Below are 18502 nucleotides of genomic sequence, written 5' to 3' on the forward strand. Positions count from 1 at the left end.
CTAGCTGTTAACTGATAGGTATCCACATATCAAGGTATTAGCAGCTCTGAAATCTCCGGTCTTGACAGGTTCACAGCCCTTCTTTCATTAATCAGCAACAGCAATTCGGCTGTTGCTGCGGCATCAGCTAAAGCGCGGTGATGCTGTTTCAGCTCAATACCAAAATGTGTCGCCAGATTGCCGAGGCTATAAGAAGCCAAACCCGGGAAATAGCGCCGGCTTTCCACCACAGTGCAAAGCTGTGGTAATTGCAGCTGATAGCCACAGCGGGCAAATTCGGCGCGGATAAAACCATAATCAAACCGCACATTATGCGCGACAAAGATACAGCCCTGCAGCTGCTGCCACAGCTCTGCCGCGATATCGGCAAAAACCGGCGCCGTCGCAACCATGGCATCGCTGATGCCAGTCAGCTTACTGATAAAAGCCGGAATACGCCGCTGTGGGTTAATCAGCGTCGAATAGCGGGTTATTTCGCGGCCATACTGCAGCTTAACCAGACCAATTTCGGTGACCCGGTCATTGCCTGCTGTGCCGCCGGTGGTTTCGACGTCGATCACCGCGTAAATTCGCGCCGGGTCCAGTACCCATTTGACCCGCTCCAGTCGGACATCAAAGCCCAGCTCACGCAGGCTACGCAGCCGGCTTAATTGGTTACGGCGCACACTGTCGCCCGGGGCTTTGATTTCGATAAATCGCAGCTCCTGCACTTCATCAAGACTCTCACCGTCACGCCATAGCATCAGGTCCGGATAACCACTGCTGTGACGGCGAAAATCCTGGGCCATTTTTCTCAGTACAACAGCCAAAGCGCCGGCCGGCGCGGCTTGCACCAACGCCAGCAGAGGCCGGGCCAGCTCCGGATACCAGCTGAAAATTGCGTTGTGTTTGCCATAGTGTCGGGTGCTTTGCGCCAGCAAATAACGGCAAGCCGCAGCTTTGTTGTCTAACAGTGCCAGCTGCGCTTCAATCGCGGCGCCGTGGCGCTGATAAAACGCCGGTGTAGTTAAATCTCGAGGCCGGCGCTCAAATTCGTTATGGATACTGCTGTCGGCGGCTTCGAATAGGTGCGGCCACAGCAATAAACCAAACAGCGCCAGCCACAGGTTATTCTCCAGATGCTCAGCCTGATAGCCCTGCTGCCGGTAGTATTGCAATGCCCCTTGCTCCGGTGCATTGGCCCAGAGTTCGTCCAGCGTCAGCACTGCGGCCTGTTGCAATAAATGCGTGGTATCGGTGATACGGCTTTGTTTTAGCACCCGGCGGCTGAAATCCTGTGCCAGATAAAATTCTTCGTCACAACAGGGTTCTGTTTGCATTTGAGTCAGTAAAGCGTCGAGCTTATCGCGCTGGCCAAGCTTGTGATAAAGCCGCATCAGACGCTCAGATGCCGGATAACCGCCCCCGGCCAGATACCAGTCAATCGCCAGTTCTGGCTCACTTAAGCGTTCCGCCTGCCGGCCTAGGGCTTCGCAGAGCTTTTCCCGTACAAGCACTGTGCGGTCATCTAATGGCTCGGGCCACGACAACGCATCCTGCTGCCATTGCAGCAGTTGCTCTTTGGTCAGCAGACTGTTTTTGCGCGGTAATGCCTCACGCAAACCCGCTTTTAACCGGGCATAAGCATAAGCCGCCTGAGCGGTAGCGACATCAAGAAAACGTGCCAGATACAGCGGCTCGCCTGCGCTTTGTTCTGAGCCAGCAGACACGGCGCTACCACGCAAACCGCCGGTGGCGACCACGCCTAAATCGCGCAGCGTAAACGCAGATAAATCGGTTTCGATGCGGCCAAAAAATAAAAACAACAAATACTGCAAAGGCTCAGTCTGACGCAGTGCCAGCCAGTCGCCGCTCGCTGCCAGCCACTGTGGCTGCAGTAAATCCGCGTCCGTGACGGCTTGCTGCAATGTGGCCTTATCGGCAGATTTTTTCGGGAGTTGCGCCAACAGCCCCTGCGCCAGGCCCACTTGCAGCAAATCCGTCAGCTGCTGTTTATTGGCTTTGAGCAGCCAATTGGCGAGATCGGCTTCTTGTGCAGGCCGCGCGGCAAAACCGCTATTGAGCAGCTGCATGGTCGCAGCGCGCTGGTCGCTGATTTCGCTGTATTGCAGGTCAGTCAGCGCAAAAACCCTGCCCTTGCGACTAAGCATTCGCAGCCACAGCCGCTGCGCATCCGGCTGTAAAGCACGAAAATCCGCGATAAATTGCAGCTCCACCGCGCCAAGCAACCCGGCGTACTGCGCTTCGATACGCAGTAAAAACTCAGCGAAATGCTTTAGGTAATAATCCGGCGGTAACACAACAGGCGCAGGCATCAACTTATCCGGTTCAGGTGAGGAAAGCATTACTGTAGCAAATCCACCACTGGATAAACAAACAGCCTTTCAGCAATAACTGACTATTACCAACGCGTGTCATTTTCACAGGGAATGCCATCACGGTCGCCATCCAATTTAGTATTCGGACAATTGGCAACAAAAAACTCAGCTTCAGCTCTGGAGCGCATCTGACTGCAATGTTGCCGGCCATCACACTGAAAGCTCTGGTTTAATTGCAGCTGAGTCTCTGCCGGCACTGCCTCAACCGGCATAGGAAGCGATTCCGATACCGGCAGCGGTTCTGGCATTGGCGCCACGGTTTGTGTGCGTTGCCACCATTGCCAGCAGCCAATCAATACCACCAGCACTAACAATTTGTTCAGCATCACAAGTTCCTTTTTTAGGGCGTGTTAAGTTTCTTTATGCAACATTTACCCAATCCTGACAATTCCCGACGTTGATTTTTTCAGCAGCACAAATTAGAATGAACGTTCACTCTAATTTGGAGATCATCCCATGCAGCCTATTCGTCGTTCCCAACCTCTGCTGCCAAGCGCTGTGACCTTGCTCGCCAGCGCCTTATTTTTGTCCGCCTGTGGCCAGCCTGCGCCAGCAGCACAAGGTGCTGGCCCGGCCGTGGTGCCCGTCGGGGTCGTCAGCCTGAAGGCACAGGACGTGACATTAAGCCGTGAATTACCAGGCCGGGTACAGGCCGCGCAAATTGCTGAGATCAGGCCACAGGTCAGCGGCATTGTGCTGGCTCGCCACTTCACCGAAGGCAGCACAGTCGCTACCGGTACCGCTTTGTATCAGATTGACCCGGCGCCCTTTGAAGCTGCTTTATTAAGCGCCAAAGCGGCAGAAGCCAAGGCCAAAGCCAATATCGCCAGCAGCAAAGCCAAAGCCGAACGTTACCGCGAACTGCTGAAAATCAAAGCCGTCAGCCGGCAGGATTTTGATGAAGCCGAAGCCGCATATCTGCAGGCTCAGGCCGAGTTACAAAGTGCCAAGGCACAAATCAACAGCGCACAAATTAATCTGAGCTACAGCAAAGTGCTGGCGCCTATCACTGGCCAGATTGGCAAATCGACTGTCACCACCGGCGCGCTGGTCAGCAGCGGTCAAAGCCAGGCACTGGCGACTGTGACGCAACTTGACCCTATCTACATCGATTTAACGCAATCAAGCAGCGAACTGCTGGCGCTGAAACAAGCACTGGCCAAAGGCACGATTGGCCAGGCGGCTACGCAGACTGAAGTCAGTCTGACGCTGGAAGATGGCAGCACCTACGCCCACAAAGGCACACTGCAATTTAGCGAAGTGACGGTGAATCCGGATACCGGCTCTGTCACGCTGCGCGCCAGCTTCCCGAACCCGGACCAGCTGCTGCTGCCGGGCATGTATGTGCGCGCCACAGTGCAGGAAGGCCAGCAGGCCAATGCCATGCTGGTGCCGCAACGTGGTGTCAGCCGCAATGTAAAAGGCGAAGCCACAGCACTGGTGGTCAGCAAGGACGGCAAAGTCGAACCGAGAGTCCTGCAAACTAACCGCACTATCGGCAGTAACTGGTTAGTGACCGCCGGCCTGAATGATGGTGACCAGCTGATTGTAGAAGGCCTGCAAAAAGTACGGCCGGGCGCTGTGGTGCAGGCGGTGCCTGCGACTTCCACTGCAGTCACGTCAGCTGCTGCAACTACTGACAGCAAAGGTTCTGCCCAGGCAGCGCCGGCTGCATCCCGTTAAGCGAGGTGTTTGATGTCGCATTTTTTTATTAACAGACCGATTTTTGCCTGGGCACTGGCCATTATGGTGATGCTGGCCGGTGTGCTGGCGATCCGCGCCCTGCCCGTCGCGCAGTACCCTTCGATTGCGCCGCCGGCGATTAGCGTCAGCGCCAGTTATCCGGGCGCCTCCGCCCGCACGCTGGAAGACACCGTCACCCAGGTGATTGAACAGAAAATGAAAGGCCTCGATGGCCTGATGTATATGTCATCGACGTCGGAGTCGAGCGGTCAGGTCACGCTGACGCTGACGTTTAATGCCGAAACAGACCCGGATATCGCCCAGGTTCAGGTACAGAACAAACTGGCACTGGCGACCCCACTGTTACCGCAGGAAGTACAGCGTCAGGGTGTGACTGTGGCGAAGTCCGCACGTAACTTCCTGATGGTGGTGGGTTTTGTCTCAGAAGACGGCAGCATGACCAACATCGACATCGGCGATTATGTCGCGTCCAACGTGCAGGACATTATCTCGCGCGTCGAAGGTGTCGGTGAAGTGCAGTTATTCGGCTCGCAATATGCGATGCGTATTTGGCTGGACCCGGCCAAACTGCAAAACTTTAAACTGACGCCAGCTGATGTAAGCAACGCCATTGTGGCGCAAAACGCTCAGGTGTCAGCCGGTCAGCTCGGTGGATTACCAGCCGCACAAGGCCAGCAACTGAATGCCACTGTCACTGCACAAAGCCGGCTGCAAACGCCGGAGCAGTTCCGCAATATTTTGCTGAAAAGTGCGGCGGATGGCAGCACAGTGCGGTTAAGTGACGTCGCGACCGTTGAGCTTGGCGGTGAAAGCTACAACGTGGTGGCGCGTTATAACGGCAAACCAGCCTCGGGGATCGGTATCAAACTGGCCAGTGGCGCCAATGCGCTCAATACCGCCGACGGCGTCAAACAGGCGCTGGCTGATTTAACGCCTTATTTCCCGGCCGGTCTCAAAGCGGTCGTGCCATACGACACCACGCCTTTTGTGTCTTTATCAATTGAAAAAGTGGTGCATACGCTGATTGAAGCAGTGGTACTGGTGTTTTTAGTGATGTATCTGTTTTTACAGAACTTCCGCGCCACGCTTATTCCCACTATCGCGGTGCCTGTGGTGCTGCTTGGCACTTTCGCTATCCTGTATGCCTTTGGTTATTCGATTAATACCCTGACCATGTTTGCGATGGTATTGGCGATAGGTTTGCTGGTCGATGACGCTATTGTCGTAGTGGAAAACGTCGAACGGGTGATGACCGAAGAAAAACTGTCACCGCTTGCGGCCACCCGCAAATCAATGGACGAAATCAAAGGTGCTTTGGTCGGTATCGCCATGGTGCTGTCGGCAGTGTTTGTGCCGATGGCGTTTTTTGGTGGTTCTACCGGCGTGATTTACCGCCAGTTCTCTATCACATTGGTCTCAGCGATGGCGCTGTCGGTGCTGGTGGCGCTGATTTTAACGCCGGCGCTCTGTGCCACTTTGTTAAAACCGAGCCACGTACCAAACCCTGGCTCGCTTTCCGGCCGGTTCTTTGGTGGCTTTAACCGCGGTTTTGATAAAACCAATCAGGGCACCCAGAGTTATGTCGCGCGGATGATTGCACAAAGCAAACGATACCTGCTGGTGTACGGCGTGATTTTAGGCGGTTTACTGTATGTATTCAGCCAGTTACCGTCAGCCTTTTTACCGGATGAAGATCAGGGCATTTTGTTTAATCAGGTAGTTTTACCGGCTGGCAGCACCACAGAGCAAACGCTGGGCGTCGTCGAAAAAATGGAGCAGCACTTCCTGGTCGACCAACAAGAAGCTGTGAAGTCGATTTTCACTGTGGCAGGCTTTAGTTTTGCCGGTTCCGGTCAAAACGCCGCCATCGGTTTTGTCAATCTGAAGCACTGGGATGAACGGCAGCGGCCGGACCTGCATGTCGGCGCCGTTGCCGGCAAAGCCATGGGTTATTTCGCCACCATCAAAGAAGCTTTTGTCTTTGCGTTCCCACCACCGGCCGTGGTGGAACTGGGCACTGCCAACGGCTTTAACATCTATCTGCAGGACCGTGCTGGTCTTGGTCACGACCAACTGCTGCAGGCGCGCAATATGCTGCTCGGCATGGCAGCAAAGAGCCCGGTGCTCGCCGGGGTGCGGCCGAATGGCCAGGAAGATACGCCGGAGCTGAAACTCGACATCGATTTAGCCAAAGCCGAAGCGCTGGGCGTCAGTCAGGCCAATATCAACAGTACGCTGGCAACCGCCTGGGGCAGCAGCTATGTCAATGATTTCATTGACCGCGGCCGAGTGAAAAAAGTCTTCCTGCAAGGTGCAGCCGACAGCCGGATGGCACCGGAAGACTTAAGCAAATGGTATGTGCGTAACAGCAAAGGCGACATGGTGCCGTTCAGCGCCTTTGCCAGCAGCCACTGGAGTTATGGCTCACCGCGGCTGGAACGTTACAACGGCTTTGCGGCGATGGAAATTCAGGGCGCCGCGGCACCAGGGTACAGCACGGGTCAGGCGATGGATGAAATGGAAAAACTGGTAAAACAATTACCGGCTGGCGTTGGTTTTGAATGGACCGGCATCTCCTATCAGGAACGCTTAAGCGGTGGTCAAGCCCCGATGTTGTATGCCTTGTCGTTGCTGGTGGTATTCCTCTGTCTGGCGGCTTTATATAACAGCTGGTCAGTGCCGGCTGCGGTGATGATGATAGTGCCGTTGGGTGTATTCGGTGCGGCACTGGCCGCGCTGGTGGGCAATCTTTCCAACGACATCTATCTGCAGGTTGGTTTGCTGACGACCATCGGTCTGGCATCGAAAAACGCCATTTTAATTGTCGAGTTTGCTATTGCGCGAATGGAACAAGGCTTAAGCCTGGTTGATGCTGCGGTCGAAGCGGTGCGGCTGCGCTTGCGGCCCATCCTGATGACATCGATGGCCTTTATCTGTGGTGTGATCCCGCTGGCCATCGCTTCCAGTGCCGGTTCAGGTGCGCAAAACGCGCTGGGTATTTCGGTGATTGGCGGCACGCTGGCGTCCAGTATTCTCGCCGTAGTCTTTGTACCACTGTTTTTTGTGCTGGTGCGCCGGCTGTTTCCGGCCAAAGCGGCAGCTGATACTCAGGGTTAAGGAGCTTTCCATGTTATTGCAATTCAAACAAACCGGCAGCTTCCGGCTGAAAACACTGAGCGTCCTGACTGCCATTGCTTTGACCGGATGTTCGTTGGCACCGGATCTGCCGCCAGCTCCGACCGCAGTGCCGACAGCTTATGCGCAATCGCCAGCGGACACAGCGGCACCACAAGTTGCTGATCTGTCCTGGCAGGCATTTTTTCAGGAGCCGCGGCTGCAGCAGCTGCTGACACAAGCGCTGACACAAAATCATGACCTGAAACTGGCCGTGCTGAATGTCGAGCGGGTACGGGCGCTTTATCAAATTAGTGACAGCAACCGCTATCCGGCACTGGATTTATCCGCCAGCCAAAGCCGGCAGCGGCTGCCGGCAGATCTGAGCCAAAGCGGCAGTGGATCAATCCAGCAACAAGCCAGCGTGACTGTAGGCAGCAGCTGGGAGCTCGACCTGTTTGGCAAAGTGCGCAATCAATCTGAACAGGCGCTGCAACAACTGTTTGCCGGTGAAGCAGCGCAGCAGGCCGCCAAAGTCAGTCTGCTCGCTGAAGTCGCCGGCAGTTGGTACAGCTACGCCAGCAATCTGCAGCTGCTGACGCTGGCCGAGCACAGCGCCGCCAGTTATCAACAAAGCCTGCAGCTGACCGAGCGTAAAGTCGCGCTTGGCGCGGCGTCTGAATTGACGCTCAGCCAGCAGCAAAGCCTGCTGGCCACCAGTCAGGCCGATGTGGCGCGGTATCAGCGCTTGCTGCAGCGTGATTTAAACGCGCTGCAGTTGCTGCTCGCCAAGCCCGGTGCCGATCTCAGCGCCTGGCTGCCAACGGCGCAAGAGTCGTTGCAACCATCCAGCCTGCAGCTGCCAGAATTGGCGCCGGGCAGTCCGGCGTTATTGCTGACGCAACGACCGGATATTGCGCAGGCAGAACATCAGCTCAAAGCGGCCAATGCCAATATTGGCGTGGCGCGGGCGGCGTTTTTCCCGTCCATCAGCCTGACCGCCAGCGCCGGGACTGCGTCGAATGAACTCAGCGGTCTATTTAACGGCGGCAGCGGTAGCTGGAGCTTTGTGCCGAATATCAGCCTGCCGATTTTTAATATGGGTCGCACGCAGGCCAACTTGCAGCTGGCTGAAACAGACCGTACTATCGCGCTCGAAACCTACCAGCACAGTATTCAGCAGGCGTTTCGCGAAGTGTCGGATCAGCTGGCTGACAAAGCCGGCTATCAGGCACAGCTGAAAGCGCTGCAGGAGCTGGAACGCAGTAGTTTTCGTAGCAAACAGCTCAGTCAGGCGCGCTATGACGCCGGTGCTGACAGTTATCTGCAACTGCTGGACGCCGAACGCAGCTGGTACAGCGCAAGGCAACAGCTGAGTACGGCACAGCTGAATTATCTGCAAGCGCAGCTGGGGCTTTATAAAGCACTGGGTGGCGGCTGGCAGGAGCTGCCCGGCACGACCACAGCGCAATAACACGCAAGCAAAGTAACACCGAGCGGAGGAAACAACATGACGACCAAAACCAGACGACAAGACCCGCAACTGGCGCAAAACCGGCGGCTGCAAGTACTGGACGCGGCGTCAGATTGTTTTCGCCGCCGTGGTTATCACGGCGCCGGCATGGCGGAAATATCCAAAACTGCCGGTATGAGCCCGGGCCATATCTATAACTACTTTGAAAACAAAGAAGCCATTATCGACGCCATTATCGAGCGCGATATGGAAGAAATGTTCTCCGTGTTTAATGGTTTTTTGCAGGCGGAAGGCCTGTTAATGGACGTGATGCTTATTGGTTGTGAAGATGGCGTCGACAAGCATCTGGATGTGGAAAAAGGCGCGTTAAAGCTGGAAATGATTTCCGAAGCAGCCCGTAACGACAAAGTCGCTTTATCACTGCAGGCGTCCGATACTGAAGCGCGCCGGCTGATGAAACAACTGCTGCGCCGTGACAGCAGTCTGGTACGCGAACTGCCGGAGCCTGAACTGGACAGCCGTATCAGCGTGATGTTTGCGCTATTTGGCGGCCTGATGATCCGCCGCGTGCTGAATCCGCAGCTGGACCGGGATACGGTGTTACTTGCGTTAAAACCGGTAATGCGCACCTTGTTGTCACCGTTCTGAATAAACAGTTGTCGCCGTTCTGAATCAATCGCTATCACCCTACCGGGTGCAAGCGCCGGGTTCAGTTCCGCTAGCGTTGCCCCCGCCAAAAGTCTAAGTTCGCCGGCTGAAAAAAACGGCTAAAGTCTCAGCAGTAACATTTGCCGGGACCACTGCCATGACTAACACAGCTCAACAGTCAAATCTGCCACTGCAACGTTATCAGCAACTGCACCAGCAGGCGGCTACGGAGCCTGAACAGTTCTGGCAGCGCGAAGCCGCGCAGCTGGATTGGTTTGAAGCCCCGAAGCAAATCCTCAGCCAAACCGACGCCGATCATTACCAATGGTTTGCCGATGGTGTGCTGAACAGCTGTTATCTGGCGCTCGACAGCCATGTGCAACAAGGCCGCGGCAATCAAACCGCTTTGATTTATGACTCGCCGGTGACCGGCAGCAAACGCAGTTACAGCTATCTGCAACTGCTGGATGAAGTGGCGCTGTTTGCCGGCGTGCTGCAACAACAAGGTGTCGGCAAAGGCGACCGGGTGGTGATTTATCTGCCGATGATCCCGCAGGCGGTAATTGCGATGCTGGCCGTAGCGCGGCTTGGCGCTGTGCATTCAGTGGTATTTGGTGGTTTTTCCGCGCATGAACTGGCACTGCGTATCGATGACGCCACGCCAAAAGTGATTGTCAGCGCCTCCTGTGGCATCGAAATCAACCGGCTGATTGCCTACAAACCGCTGCTCGATGAAGCGCTGGAACTGGCACAGCATCAGGTCAGCAGCTGTATTATTTTCCAGCGCGAACAGTTGCCGGCAGAGATGCAAGCTGGCCGCGACTTAGACTGGAACTTCGAGATGGCCCAAGCGCATCCGGTCGCCTGCGTGCCGGTCAAAGCCACAGATCCGCTGTATATCCTCTACACCTCCGGCACCACCGGCAAACCCAAAGGTGTGGTGCGCGATAACGGTGGCCATGCGGTCGCGCTTAGTTACAGCATGCGCACCATTTATGACTGCGGCCCCGGCGATGTGTTTTTTGCCGCTTCGGATGTCGGCTGGGTGGTCGGCCACTCTTATATCGTCTACGCGCCGCTATTCGCCGGCTGCAGCACGATTTTGTATGAAGGCAAACCGGTGTTTACGCCGGACGCCGGCGCCTTCTGGCGGCTTTGTGCTGAATACAAAGTCAAAGTGTTATTCGCCGCCCCAACCGCCTTTCGTGCCGTGCGCAAAGAAGACCCGGACGCGCTGCTGCAAACTTATGATTTATCGGCACTGAAATACATTTTTATGGCCGGCGAGCGCTTAGACCCGGCCACTTACCATTGGGTCAGCGAAAAAATCGGTAAACCGGTGATTGACCACTGGTGGCAAACCGAAACCGGCTGGGCCATTAGCGCCAATCCGGCCGGCGTGGCGCTGTTACCGGCCAAAGCCGGCTCGGCCACAGTGCCGGTACCGGGTTATCAGGTGCAGATTTTGAGTGACGACGGCACTGTGCTTGGCCCGAATGCACAAGGTTATATTGCCATCCAATTGCCGCTGCCGCCCGGTTGCCTCAGCACCATTTGGGGCAATGATGAACGTTTTGTCGACGGTTATCTGCGCACTTTCCCCGGTTATTACGCCAGCGGCGATGGCGGTTATCTCGATGAAGACGGCTATCTGTTTGTCATGGGCCGCACCGACGATGTCATTAACGTCGCCGGCCATCGCCTGTCGACCGGCGAAATGGAACAAATCGTCGCCAGCCATCCGGCGGTGGCAGAATGTTGTGTGATTGGCATTTATGAAGCTATTAAAGGCCAGCAACCACTGGCCATGGTGCTGCTGAAAAACGGCAGCAGTATTGCTGAAGCCACACTGGAAGCTGAACTGGCAGCCATGGTACGCAAGGAAATCGGCGCTTTGGCCTGCTTTAAAAAAGCCATCATCGTCAAACGCTTACCTAAGACCCGCTCCGGCAAAATCCTGCGCAAGCTGTTGCGGCAAATCGCCGCCGGCAGCGAATACAGTATTCCGTCGACCATCGACGACCCGGCGTGTCTGGCTGAAATCGAACAGCTGATGGCCGAAAAACAGTTGGTGGGGCAGCTGTGACGGTTGTCTACTGAACCAGCAGAAATGGAATGTTATCGCATTTTATCCATTCGGTACTTGTCGCCGCCAACAACGACGGTTAGGGTGGTTTACACTCCCCCTTTTCTAATCTACTCAAGGCTATTATGTCTGGTGTGAAAACTTTGCTCTCGCTGAGTCTGTTGCTCGGCAGCACTGTCGCTATCGCAGCAGTGCAACAAACCAAAGGCGATTATATCGACAAGTTCCGCCAGCTTGACGAAGAGTTACCGACCCCGAACGTCTATCGCAATGCCGCCGGTGAGCCGGGCCAGCAATACTGGCAGCAACAGGTCGATTATCAGATTAAAGCCAGGCTCGACGAATCCAAACGCCGCCTCAGTGCCAGCCAGCAAGTCACCTATCGCAACAACTCGCCGTACACACTGAAATACCTCTGGTTGCAGCTGGACCAGAACGTGCTGAAAAACGACTCGATGGCGGAAATGACCGATACTTTCGGCGCTGCCGAACTGCGTGACGGTAAACCGGCCCGTATCAGTCTCGACCAGCTGCGTCGCCAGCAATTTATGGCCGATACCGAACTGGGTTACAGCATCAGTAAATTAGAGAGTGACGGCAAAGCGCTGCGCTACGTTATTGTCGGCACCCAAATGCGCATTGATTTGCCAAAGCCGTTAAAACCAGGCCAACAAACTGAATTTACGCTGGATTACGCGTTTAATATCGCCGAAGAAGATGCGGTGAATGAACGCGCCGGCTACGAACATTTCCCCGATGATGCGCGCAAAGGCGGTAACGATATTTTTCTGCTGGCGCAGTGGTTTCCACGGCTGGTGGCTTACACAGATTACGAAGCCTGGACCAACAAAGAATTTCTCGGTCAGGGCGAATTTACGCTGGAATTCGGCGATTACGATGTCGCACTGACTGTCCCTGCGGACCATATTGTGTCTTCGACCGGTGTGCTGCAAAACCCGGCCGATGTGCTGACTGCCACGCAACGGCAACGACTGGAGCAAGCCAAAACCGCCAAGCGCCCGGTGATGATCGTCACACCGGCCGAAGCGCTGGAAAATGAAAAAGACGGCAGCAACGAGCAAAAAACCTGGCGCTTTAAAGCAGACAATGTGCGTGATTTTGCCTGGGCTTCCTCGCGCAAATTTATCTGGGACGCCAAAGGCTATCAGCAAGGCGGCAATGAACAACCTTTTGTCATGGCGATGTCGTTTTACCCGAAAGAAGGCGGTGAATTATGGCAGAAGTACTCAACCGAAGCCGTGATCCACACCATGCAGGTGTACTCCCGTTTTGCCTTTGATTATCAATACCCGGTGGCGCAGTCGGTGAACGGCCCTGTTGGCGGCATGGAATATCCGATGATCACCTTTAACGGCCCGCGTACCGAATTACAAAAAGACGGCAGCCGCACCTATTCATTGTCCGAGAAGTTGTTTCTGGTCGGCGTGGTGATCCATGAAGTGGGCCATATCTATTTCCCGATGGTGGTGAACTCCGATGAACGGCAATGGACCTGGATGGACGAAGGCATCAACAGCTTTTTAGATGCGATCGCAGGCCGTGAATGGGACCCCAAAATGCCCTGGGGTGTGGAAGCGCGTGACGTAGTGGATTACATGAAAGGCGACCAGCAGGAACCGATCATGACCCAGTCCGACAGCGTAACCAGCCTCGGGCCTAATGCTTACACTAAACCAGCAGTAGCACTGGGTATTTTGCGCGACGTGATTCTGGGCCGCGAATTATTTGATTTTGCCTTTCGCGAATATGCCACACGCTGGAAATTTAAACGCCCGACGCCAGCCGATTTCTTCCGCACTATGGAAGAAGCCAGCGGCGTCGATCTAGACTGGTTCTGGCGCGGCTGGTTCTACAGCACTGATCACGTCGATATCGCGCTGGAAAAAGTCTACAAACTGCGGCTCGATACTGAAAACCCAGATATTGATATGGACCGCGAGCGTCAGGAAGATCGCAAAAAACCAGCGTCTTATTTTGCTGAGCTCAATGTCAAAGAAGGCAAAACCCCTTGGGTCGACAACAACAAAGACGTCACGGACTTTTACGATAAAAACGACCAGTTCACCGTGACCAATAAAGAGCGCAACAGTTACCAGGAATTCCTGAAAGACCTCAAACCCTGGGAGCGCCGCGTATTCGACCGCGCGGTGAAAGAAGACAAAAATTATTATGTGCTGCAGTTCCGCAATCTGGGTGGTCTGGTGATGCCCATTCTGCTGCAACTGACTTACGAAGACGGCTCGACTGAACAGCAATATATCGCCGCCGAAATTTGGCGTCAGTCGCCGCACGCAGTCAGCAAGCTTATCGTCAGCGACAAAGTGCTGGTCAAAGCTGAAATCGATCCAAAATGGCTGACGGCTGATGTGGACGTCGATAACAACGTGTATCCGCGGCAGATCATTGAATCACGCATCGAATCGTTTAAGCGCGAAAAACGCAAAGGTCATGCCCAGCGCGACATCATGCAAGACAGCAAAACCAAGCTGAAAAGCGCTGAAGATAAAGACGACAATGACGGGCAACAGCCATGATGCGTCAGACTTTGTGGCTGGTCCTCAGCGTTTTGTTGTGCTTCTGTGCGCCGCTGCAGGCGCACCAGATGAAAACGGCCATCACCAAACTGTTGTTTAACGACCGCAGTGGCCAACTGGAAGTGATGCACCGCTTTTATCTGCATGACGCCGAGCACGCCGTGAAACATCTGCAAGGTAAAGCGGCAGATATTCACAAAGAAGAAGCAGCGCGCACGCAGTTTGCAGCTTATGTCGCCAGCCATTTTCAGCTGACGCTGAATGACGAACCGCTGCAGCTGCAACTACTTGGCAGTGAACTGGATGGCAGGCACATCTGGGTGTACCAGGAAATTGCACTGCCAAAGGCTGAGTTAAAAACACTGCGCGTGCGACACGACAGCCTGATAAGCATTTGGCCGGCGCAAATCAATGTGGTGAATCTGGAAGGCCGTGGTCCGGTCCGCACGCTGAAGCTGAGCAAACAGTCGCCAGAGCAAAGCTTCGATTTCTCAACGACAACAGCTGCAGCAAACTAAACTGCGAAAAAATCGAAACGAAACCTGAGTTTTTTCTGCTGTACTCTGTGCCCGCATGCCCCCTAAGATACTGACCAATGTCGCCGGAACCACCGGCGCGCTGTTTTGACGGCCTGTGGAGTAATGAGAATGGATCTGTGGCAATGGCTGACACTGGCAGGCGCTGTGATGCTGTCTGGCATCTCCAAAACCAGCTTTGCCGGTAGTCTGGGTTTACTAGCCATGCCGTTGTTATTGCTGGCATTTCCGGCTGACCGCGCGCTGGCATTGTTATTACCCGTGCTCATTCTCTGCGATGCGTTTACCCTGCAAAGCAGCTGGAAAAAGTGGGACCTTGCTGCCCTGCGGTTTTTATTACTTCCCGCCATTTTCGGTATTGTCGCCGCCAGCTTTGTGTTGTTACTGGTGACTATCCAGCAACTGCAGCTATTTATTGGCATCGGCGCGACCTTGTTTGCGCTGCGCTATTTTTACGGCAACGCCGACTTAAGCCTGTTTGCCGGTGCCAAAGCCGGCATTAGTCTGGGGTTTCTCAGTGGCGTCAGCTCCACATTGCTACACGCCGGTGGCCCGCCGCTGTCGTTGCATTTGCTGGCGCGCCAGCTGCCACCGGTCAGCTATATCGCCACCAGTGCGGTATTTTTTGCTGTATTGAACCTGCTAAAAGTACCAGCCTACTGGCTGACCGGTCAGTTTGACCCGGCCGATATTGTCCGGGTGTTGTATTGCACACCGCTGGCCTTTATTGCCGTTCAGGCCGGCGTCTGGGTGCAGCGTAACCTGCCGCAGCAGCTGTTTATCCGTTTGTTATATTTGCTGTTATTAGCCAGTGGTCTGGCAATTACTGCCGGTGCGCTCAAGTCATAAACTGGGCCTTTAGGGCTTTTACATTCATTTGTTGTGACCAAGGAAGTGGCGATGCTAAAACAAGGGTTGAGTCAGTACTGGCGTCAGGGCATTCGTGCTATGCCCGCACGCGATGTGCATGAACATCACCGCGCATCGACGCCACTGGAATTATTGTTTGACCTCGTCGCAGTGATTGCCATTGCCGCCGCTGCCGGCGAATTGCACCATGCCGTTGCACACGGTCATGCGCTGGAAGGTGCCGGTAAATTCGTGCTGGCATTCTTTGCCATCTGGTGGGCCTGGATGAACTTCAGCTGGTTCGCTTCCGCCTATGACAATGACGATGCGATATTCCGGTTGCTGACGATGGGACTGATGGTTGGATCTTTGACCATGGCTGCCGGCATCCGGCCTTTTTTTCAGCAGGCTGATTTACTGCTGATTGTGCTGGGTTTTGTCTGGATGCGCGTCTGCATGGTGCTGCTGTGGTTGCGCGCCGCCCGGCATGATCCGGCGCACCGGCCAACCGCGCTGACTTATGCCGTCGGGCTGATGCTGGTACAAAGTTATTGGGTTGGTCTGCTGCTAATGCAGCCTTTGCCACTGCCACTGTTGTTGCTGCTGTTTGGTGGTGGCGCATTGCTGGAACTGGTGGTGCCGGCTGTGGCCGAGCGCCGCGGTATCACGCCCTGGCATCGTCACCATATGATTGAGCGTTATGGCTTGCTGAATCTGATTGTACTTGGCGAAACGCTGTTAGCCGGCTCAGTGGCCATCAGCCAACTGCAACAGCTCGCCGTCAGTACCTCTGGTTTCTGGCCGCATCTGTCCCTGGCCTTAGTGCCACTGCTTGCCATGATCCTGCTGTTTTGTTTGTGGTGGCTGTATTTCTCGCGCGAAGAACATTTAGCGGTGCAAAACCTGCGGATGGCGCTGACCTGGGGTTATGGTCATCTGCTGATTTATGCCGCCGGCGCTGCGGTTGGCGCCGGAATTGCCGTTCAGGTCGACCAGCTGACCGGCAAGGTGCACCTCAGCGACATCACTGCAACCGCCGTCGTGGCGCTGCCAGTCGCAATCTACCTGTTTGGTCTCTGGCTGGTGCGAGATCGTTTTGTGTTTGATGGCGCCGGCCGTTATTTACTGTTGGGTTTTGCTATCGCACTGCCCCCCATCAGCCTGTTGGCATCGGAGTTTGGCGCTGTCACAGGCCTGCTTTGCACCACGATCTTAACGTTGCTGGCCGTGTTGCTGCGTAGCAGCCACGCCTGCTGTCAGGCAAAACATTTGTCCATCTCTGGAGAACAGTATGAGTAACTTAAACCCCATGAATGCCGGAGACTGCACCGGCGACTGCAGCGAAGATTCAGGCTGTGGTGCCATCTTAAAAATCATCCGGCCACGGGAAAAAGACCTGGGCGGTTTTTCCGTGCGCCGCCTGCTGCCAGTTGCTGGTCAGCAGATGGTGGGGCCCTGGATTTTCTTTGACCATATGGGCCCGGCGTTTTTTCCGGCCGGCTCCGGCATCAATGTGCGCCCGCACCCGCATATTAATCTGGCAACTGTCACTTACCTGTTCGAAGGTGAAATTCTGCACCGCGATTCACTGGGCAGCCTGCAGCCGATAGTGCCCGGCGATATCAATCTGATGGTGGCTGGTCGCGGTATCGTGCATTCCGAGCGGGAAAGACCGGAAGTGACAGCAGTCGACCATCAGCTGCATGGCCTGCAGCTGTGGCTGGTGTTGCCCGAAGCCGACGAAGAAACCGAGCCGGCGTTTTATCATTATCCAGCGGCAAACATTCCGGCACTGGACGTCGAAGGCGTGCCGGTGCGGGTCATTATGGGCAGCGCCTACGGCAAAACGTCACCAGTGAAGCAATTTGCACCGACGTTGTATATCGAAGCCAGTCTCAAAGCCGGTCAGCAGCTGGTGCTGCCACAGGCGCCGGAACGTGCTTTATATATTGCCGCCGGCGCAGTCAAGGCGCGTGACACCAAGCTCAATCAATATGAGATGGCGGTGCTTGATGCCGACACTGTCGTGACTATTGAAGCGGTCAGCGACAGCCGGTTGGCGTTGATTGGCGGTGAAGCCATGGCGCGGCGTTATATTGAATGGAATTTTGTCTCAAGCCGGCGCGAGCGCATCGAACAGGCCAAAACCAACTGGCAACAAGGGAATTTCCCTAAAGTACCGGGTGATGAAGACGAGTTTATTCCGCTGCCTTGATAGCACCCGGAATTTGTCATGTTGTATCGCGACAACAATCTTACGCCACGTGGTCGCCATCGTGTGACGACCAGCAGCTTTGCTTGCACGTACCTACAATTGAATTCCAAAGGTAGGTACGGTCAGCAACGCGCCACCTTACAGAAAATCACGACTTAACCTTCATTTTCGACTGTGCATAACTGGTCTGAGGCGCTCGCTGCCACGTAAAACCGGCAACTCTGACTAACCCACAACTATCGATGCCCCAAACCTTCAGCCCCGCCGATACATCCCGCATTATTGAAATGGCCTGGGAAGACCGTACACCTTTTGAAGCCATAGAACAGTTGTATGGCCTCAATCAACATCAGTTGATTAAATTTATGCGACGCCAACTGAATGCCGGCAGTTTCCGCTTATGGCGGGCACGCACCAGCGGCCGGGTGACCAAACATGCGGCATTGCGTTCGCCGGAAGTCAACCGCGGTTATTGCCCGGGTCAATATAAGCGCTAAGTACCTGGGCTCGCAGAACCGGGCCATCATCAGCTAATATTGTCAGATGTTCTGTCGTCTATAGGAGATTTCCGATGCGTAGCATCGCTGCATTGCTCCTCCCCACTATGTTGTTTTCTGCCACCAGCCTGCAGGCCGCGCCGGCCGAAATCTGGACAGCGCAACGCTGTGATGCGTTGCGCCAGCTCAGTCAACCTGATCTGAAGGTGCAACAACTACTACAGCAACACTGTGCTCATAACAAATCAAGTGAACAACCTGCTCCTAATGTGATTGCAGTGCAATTAAACACACAATTACCAGTCAGCGCCGCGCAGGAACAACCTGCTGCAGAACAGGCACAACAGCGGATCAGGCATAACAGCACATTGGAAACGCTTGGCAGCGCCATGCTTGTGGTCCTTGTCGGATTTTGGTTTTGGATGGGGCGGAAATAACGCATCCCC

14 protein-coding genes are annotated in these 18502 nt (G+C 54.9%); 12 read left to right on the forward strand and 2 right to left on the reverse strand.

The features are described from left to right. Window positions 1-29: 29 nt before the first annotated feature. Together Q399_RS0112600 and Q399_RS22025 are read right to left on the reverse strand one after the other, a co-directional pair. Window positions 30-2315 carry an exonuclease domain-containing protein gene (locus tag Q399_RS0112600; RefSeq protein ID WP_051685957.1) on the reverse strand — a complete coding sequence of 762 codons (2286 nt, stop codon included), beginning with the start codon at window positions 2313-2315 and terminating at the stop codon, window positions 30-32. Window positions 2316-2401: 86 nt separating this feature from the next. Then, window positions 2402-2704, reverse strand: coding sequence for an excalibur calcium-binding domain-containing protein (locus Q399_RS22025; protein ID WP_031568957.1), 303 nt, complete (start codon window positions 2702-2704; stop codon window positions 2402-2404). A 130-nt stretch (window positions 2705-2834) separates the two neighbouring features. Between Q399_RS22025 and Q399_RS0112610 the strand changes: the two genes are divergently transcribed. The 12 genes from Q399_RS0112610 to Q399_RS0112665 all read left to right on the forward strand — a co-directional run bounded on the left by Q399_RS0112610 (window position 2835) and on the right by Q399_RS0112665 (window position 18493). Continuing rightward, on the forward strand, window positions 2835-4061 hold the full coding sequence (locus Q399_RS0112610) for an efflux RND transporter periplasmic adaptor subunit (RefSeq protein WP_106388983.1): 1227 nt from the start codon (window positions 2835-2837) through the stop codon (window positions 4059-4061). A 12-nt stretch (window positions 4062-4073) separates the two neighbouring features. Beyond that, window positions 4074-7199, forward strand: a complete 3126-nt coding sequence (locus tag Q399_RS0112615) for an efflux RND transporter permease subunit (protein ID WP_031568959.1) — start codon at window positions 4074-4076, stop codon at window positions 7197-7199. Window positions 7200-7209: 10 nt separating this feature from the next. Further along, the gene (locus tag Q399_RS0112620; RefSeq protein WP_031568960.1) at window positions 7210-8670 is read left to right on the forward strand and encodes an efflux transporter outer membrane subunit; all 1461 of its coding nucleotides are present in this window, start codon (window positions 7210-7212) and stop codon (window positions 8668-8670) included. A 36-nt stretch (window positions 8671-8706) separates the two neighbouring features. Beyond that, entirely contained in the window at window positions 8707-9318 is a 612-nt protein-coding gene (locus Q399_RS0112625) for a TetR/AcrR family transcriptional regulator (RefSeq protein ID WP_031568962.1), read from the forward strand. Between the two features lie 157 nt (window positions 9319-9475). Then, window positions 9476-11404 carry a propionyl-CoA synthetase gene (locus Q399_RS0112630; RefSeq protein ID WP_051685958.1) on the forward strand — a complete coding sequence of 643 codons (1929 nt, stop codon included), beginning with the start codon at window positions 9476-9478 and terminating at the stop codon, window positions 11402-11404. A gap of 125 nt (window positions 11405-11529) precedes the next feature. Next, window positions 11530-13959 (forward strand): M1 family metallopeptidase, encoded by a 2430-nt coding sequence (locus Q399_RS22350; protein WP_031568966.1) that lies wholly within the window; start codon window positions 11530-11532, stop codon window positions 13957-13959. After that, window positions 13959-14477, forward strand: coding sequence for a DUF6702 family protein (locus Q399_RS0112640; RefSeq protein ID WP_307691275.1), 519 nt, complete (start codon window positions 13959-13961; stop codon window positions 14475-14477). Before Q399_RS22350 ends, Q399_RS0112640 begins: the two co-directional genes overlap by 1 nt. A 129-nt stretch (window positions 14478-14606) precedes the next feature. Beyond that, a complete protein-coding gene (locus tag Q399_RS0112645; RefSeq protein ID WP_031568968.1) occupies window positions 14607-15344 on the forward strand; it encodes a sulfite exporter TauE/SafE family protein in 738 nt (245 codons plus the stop codon). 51 nt (window positions 15345-15395) lie between these two features. Further along, the gene (locus tag Q399_RS0112650) at window positions 15396-16643 is read left to right on the forward strand and encodes a low temperature requirement protein A (RefSeq protein ID WP_051685959.1); all 1248 of its coding nucleotides are present in this window, start codon (window positions 15396-15398) and stop codon (window positions 16641-16643) included. A gap of 10 nt (window positions 16644-16653) precedes the next feature. Further along, window positions 16654-17559: a pirin family protein gene (locus Q399_RS0112655; RefSeq protein WP_031568973.1), complete on the forward strand. Its 906-nt coding sequence runs from the start codon at window positions 16654-16656 to the stop codon at window positions 17557-17559. 242 nt (window positions 17560-17801) lie between these two features. After that, window positions 17802-18056 (forward strand): TIGR03643 family protein, encoded by a 255-nt coding sequence (locus tag Q399_RS0112660; protein WP_031568976.1) that lies wholly within the window; start codon window positions 17802-17804, stop codon window positions 18054-18056. A gap of 74 nt (window positions 18057-18130) precedes the next feature. Next, entirely contained in the window at window positions 18131-18493 is a 363-nt protein-coding gene (locus Q399_RS0112665) for a hypothetical protein (RefSeq protein ID WP_157836290.1), read from the forward strand. Window positions 18494-18502 lie beyond the last annotated feature (9 nt).

This window comes from Rheinheimera texasensis DSM 17496, assembly GCF_000711985.1.
GTDB lineage: Bacteria > Pseudomonadota > Gammaproteobacteria > Enterobacterales > Alteromonadaceae > Pararheinheimera > Pararheinheimera texasensis.